This window comes from Ruixingdingia sedimenti (assembly GCF_031432425.1).
GTDB lineage: Bacteria > Pseudomonadota > Alphaproteobacteria > Rhodobacterales > Rhodobacteraceae > Ruixingdingia > Ruixingdingia sedimenti.
Map to the genome: position 1 here is coordinate 1 of NZ_JAVKPH010000084.1, position 4,233 is coordinate 4,233.

5 protein-coding genes are annotated in these 4,233 nt (G+C 69.8%); 1 reads left to right on the plus strand and 4 read right to left on the minus strand.

The features are described from left to right. Nucleotides 1-174 precede the first annotated feature (174 nt). Nucleotides 175-951 (minus strand): IclR family transcriptional regulator, encoded by a 777-nt coding sequence (locus tag RGD00_RS23000; RefSeq protein ID WP_310459565.1) that lies wholly within the window; start codon nt 949-951, stop codon nt 175-177. Nucleotides 952-1,239: 288 nt separating this feature from the next. Between RGD00_RS23000 and RGD00_RS23005 the strand changes: the two genes are divergently transcribed. Then, entirely contained in the window at nt 1,240-2,025 is a 786-nt protein-coding gene (locus RGD00_RS23005) for an SDR family oxidoreductase (protein ID WP_310459566.1), read from the plus strand. A gap of 72 nt (nt 2,026-2,097) precedes the next feature. Here RGD00_RS23005 and RGD00_RS23010 read toward each other — a convergent pair whose 3' ends face one another. The 3 genes from RGD00_RS23010 to purU form a co-directional block, all read right to left on the minus strand. Then, entirely contained in the window at nt 2,098-2,634 is a 537-nt protein-coding gene (locus tag RGD00_RS23010; RefSeq protein WP_310459567.1) for a YcnI family copper-binding membrane protein, read from the minus strand. 93 nt (nt 2,635-2,727) lie between these two features. Beyond that, a complete protein-coding gene (locus RGD00_RS23015; RefSeq protein ID WP_310459568.1) occupies nt 2,728-3,129 on the minus strand; it encodes a hypothetical protein in 402 nt (133 codons plus the stop codon). A 76-nt stretch (nt 3,130-3,205) separates the two neighbouring features. After that, a complete protein-coding gene (gene purU, locus RGD00_RS23020; RefSeq protein ID WP_310459569.1) occupies nt 3,206-4,090 on the minus strand; it encodes a formyltetrahydrofolate deformylase in 885 nt (294 codons plus the stop codon). Nucleotides 4,091-4,233: the final 143 nt, after the last annotated feature.

The window sequence follows — 4,233 nt, forward strand, 5'->3', positions numbered from 1 at the left end:
CCGTCCCTGAAACTTGGGAAACCCCGTCTGCCGTTCACTCACTCTGACGGAAGTATCCTCAAGGGGGGAGGAGGGGCCGGGAGGGGGGAGAAGCCTCCCCGGCACTCAGAACAGGGGGAAGCCGCGGGGGATGGGGGAAGGCGGCCATCCCACAGCGCGCGGCACGCAGCAGCATCAGGCCGGGCTGCCGAAGACCGTGCGGCTGATCCGGCCGGCGATGTTGCGCAGTTCCGCCCCCATGCGCTCCAGTTCCGCCGGCGGCATCTGCCCGACGATCGCGATCCCCGTCAGCCCGTAGCGGCTGCGCCCCTCCGCGTCGGTGATGATGCTGGCGGCGGTCTCCAGGCCGTTGAACAGCTGGCAGCGGTCGAAGGCATAGCCATCCGCAAGTGCCCGCCGGACCTCCGCGCGGTAGGTGGCGAAATCCGGCGGCCGGTGCCAGTGGATCGGGGCGAAACGGGCCTGCAAATCGGGGGCCGGAAGGCCGGCGTGGGCGGCGTAGCAGCGCCCGACCGCCCCGGCGAAGGCCGGCAGGCGCGCGCCCATGCGCACGTCGATGCGGATCGTCTTGTCGCCGAAAGCCTTGTTGATCAATACGATACGTTCGTCATCGGTGATATGCCACAGGCAGAAGAGGCAGTTGTAGGCCTGCGCGAGCCGGGCCATCTGCCGGTTGATCTGGTCGATGGAACTGGCCCCGATCACCGGCGCCGCCAGATCCACCACCCCGAGGCCGAGCCGGTAGGTCTTGTCCAGCGGATCGAAATCCACCAGCGTTTCGGCGGCCAGCGTGCCCAGGATGTTGAAACAGGTGCTGGCGCTGACCCCGGTGGCGCGGGCGATCTGGTTGACCCCGAGGGGCGTGCCATGCGCCGCCACGCAGCGCAGGATGGCGACGGCATTGGCCACCGCGCCGACGGTCTTGCCCTTCCGGGTCGTGGTCTCGGTCATCTGCTGCCGGTTTCCGCCATCGTTCGCCCGGGGTTTTGCCTTGCATCGGGCGCTGCTTCGTGTGAATGATATTCTCCATAGAAAATGAGCGCAAGCTTTGCGGCCCCGTGCCGGCCCTGCCGGGGGCCGGAAAGGGGCCCGCCGGGGGGAGGAGCACGGGATGCAGACACGCAAACGCAGGGCCAGCCTCGCCGCGTTCGCGCGGATGATCGTGACCGCGCTCGGCCGCGGCGCGGTGCTGGCCTAGGCTGGCCGCACCCGCGACAGGCCGCGGCGAAGGAGGGGACGATGGATCTTCAACTGCGCGGCAAGCGGGTGCTTGTCACCGGTGCGTCGCAGGGCATCGGCGCGGGGCTGGCCGAGGTCTTTGCCGAGGAGGGCGCGGATCTGGTGCTGACCGCGCGCCGGGCCGGGGTGCTGGCGGAACTGGCGGCCCGGCTGTCGGCCGCGCATGGGGTGAAGGTCGAAACCGTCGCCGCCGACCTGTCCCGCCGCGATGGCGCCGCGGCGATCCTGTCCGCGGCGGGGGATGTGGACATCCTGGTCAACAACGCCGGCGCGATCCCGGGGGGCGATCTGTGGCAGGTCGATGCGGATGCCTGGCGCGCGGGGTGGGAGGTCAAGGTGATGGGTTTCATCGACCTTACCCGCCTTTACTATGCGCGGATGAAGGCGCAGGGGCATGGCGTCATCCTCAACAACATCGGCAACGGCGGCGAGAATTTCGATTTCCGCTATGTCGCGGGCAGCACCGGCAATGCCGCGCTGATGGCCTTCACCCGCGCCATCGGGGGCGCGAGCCTTGACGACAACATCCGCGTGGTGGGGGTGAACCCCGGCCCGGTGGCGACCGACCGCATCGTCAGGGTGATGAAGCTGCGGGCCAAGGAAAGCCTGGGGGACGAGGACCGCTATCCCGAACTGATGGCGAAATACCCCCTCGGCCGCGCCGCCAGCGTGCGCGAGATCGCGGATCTCTTCGCCTTCCTCGCCTCGCCGCGGTCGGCCTATACCTCGGGCACGATCGTCACCGTGGACGGCGGCATCACCGCGCGCCGGTCCATCGGGGGCTGAGGGCAGCCCCCTTGGGGACAGCGCCGGTCTGGCGAAGGGTCGGGCCGCCCCCTGCGGGACGGCCCGGGGGCCTTAGTGATGGGCGTGGCCGGGCGCGGTGATCCGCAGGCCGGGGGCCGGATAGGGCAGGGCATGGGCATCCTGCCCGGGGGCGGGGATTTCTGTCCAGGCGGCGGTGCCCTCGGTGCAGTCCTGCGTCACCGGGAAGTGGATGGTGCTGCCGGGTTCCAGCGCGTCGGTCAGCCGGGCGCGGAAGGTGAATTCGTCATACCAGTCGTCGGGCAGGGTGCCGCCGGACCAGACGATTTCCTTCACCCCTTCGGTGACGGGTTTGCCATGGTCGTCATAGCTGCGCGCATAGGCGCCGGTGGCGGTGGCGAGCGTCCAGCCCGGTTTCGGCATCGGCTTCACCGCGATGACGCCCTCGGGGATCTGCACCCGCACCGCCACCGTCGCCGCGCCGTCGCAGCCATGGCCGACGCGCAGGACGGCCTTGTAGGTGGTGCCCTGTGCGGCCTCCGGCGCCTCCAGCGTGACATGGGCGAGGGCGGCAGGGGCAAGGGGGGTGCTCAGCGCCATGAGGGCGAGCGTCTTCAGGATCTGTTTCATGATGTCGTTTCCTCGGGCATCGAAAATGGATCGGGATGCCCGTCCGATCCGGCGCCACAGGGGCGCGCGCGTGTATTTAGAGGTCTGCGGGTGTCAGGCGGCCGGGGGCGGCGCGCGCGGCTGCCCGTCATGGCCGGGCCGCAGCAGGGGGCGGCGTTCGGCGGCGGGCAGGGGGCGGAAGGGGGTGAAAGCCGCCGTGCGGGCCGGGGCGCCGCTATCCGCCTGCACCCCGTCCAGCGCCGGGGTGACGGGAAGGCATTTGGCCGCATGCGGCGGATCCTCGGCCGGGCGGTCGCCCGGCAGCATCTGCCCGTCGGGGGTCATCCAGACCGGCTGCGGCCCCTCTGCGGTGCAGAGCACGAGCGCGATCCCGCCCGCGCCCGCCTGCCGCATCATCCCCTGCGGCACCGTCCCCGACAGCACCAGCGCGCAGAACAGCACCAGCCGCAGCGTCAGCCGGCCAGCAGCCGAAAGGCCGGGCAGGGTGGCGTTCATGCGGGCGCGATGGGGCAAGGCCGATCCTCCGCCGCCCTGTCTAGGCCGCGCCCGCAGATCCCGCAAGAGGCCCGGGTCAGCCCATCCGTTCCGAGGCGTAGGAGCCCGGCGAGGCCGGGAACACCACCGTTTTCGTGCCGTTCAGGAACACGCGGCGGTGGATATGGGCATGGACGGCGCGGGCCAGAACCTGGCTTTCCACGTCGCGGCCAAGGCTCACGTAATCCTCGGCCGATTGGGCATGGGTCACGCGGATCGTGTCCTGTTCGATGATCGGGCCCTCGTCCAGATCGGCGGTGACGTAATGCGAGGTCGCGCCGATCAGTTTCACCCCCCGTTCGTAGGCCTGTTTGTAGGGATTGGCGCCCTTGAACGAGGGCAGGAAGGAATGGTGGATGTTGATGATCCGCCCCGGCATCCGGCGGCACAGGTCGTCCGACAGCACCTGCATGTAGCGCGCCAGCACCACCAGTTCGGCGCCCGTATCCTCGATCACCTGCATCAGCCGCGCCTCGGCCTCGGGCCGGGTGTCGCGGGTCGCGCGGATGTGGTGGAAGGGGATGTCGTGGTTCACCACCAGTTTCTGGTAATCCATGTGGTTCGAGATCACCGCCACGATGTCGATGGGCAGCGCGCCGATCCGCCAGCGGTAGAGCAGGTCGTTCAGGCAATGGCCGAAGCGGCTGACCATGATGGCGACCTTCATCCGGGCGGATTCGTCGTGCACGGCGCAGGTCATGGCGAAATCGCGCGCGGGACCGGCGAGCGCCGCGGTCAGATCGTCGCGGCCCGCGCCTTCCTCGGACACGAACCCCACCCGCATGAAGAAGCGGCCGGTTTCGGTATCGTCGAACTGGGCGCTGTCGGTGATGTTGCAGCCGTTCGCGGCAAGAACGGCCGAGACGGCGGCGACGATCCCGCGGGTGGAGGGGCAACTGACGGTCAGGCAATATCGGGTCATCGGGGTCTCCATTGCCGGGGCTGGCCCCGGGGTCATGTCGTGGGAAAGGGGGCGGTCAGGGGGTCGACCCCTCCGGCTCCGCCAGCCCGTTGGCGCGGTGGCAGGCGGTCAGCGTGTTGGCCAGCAGGCAGGCGATGGTCATC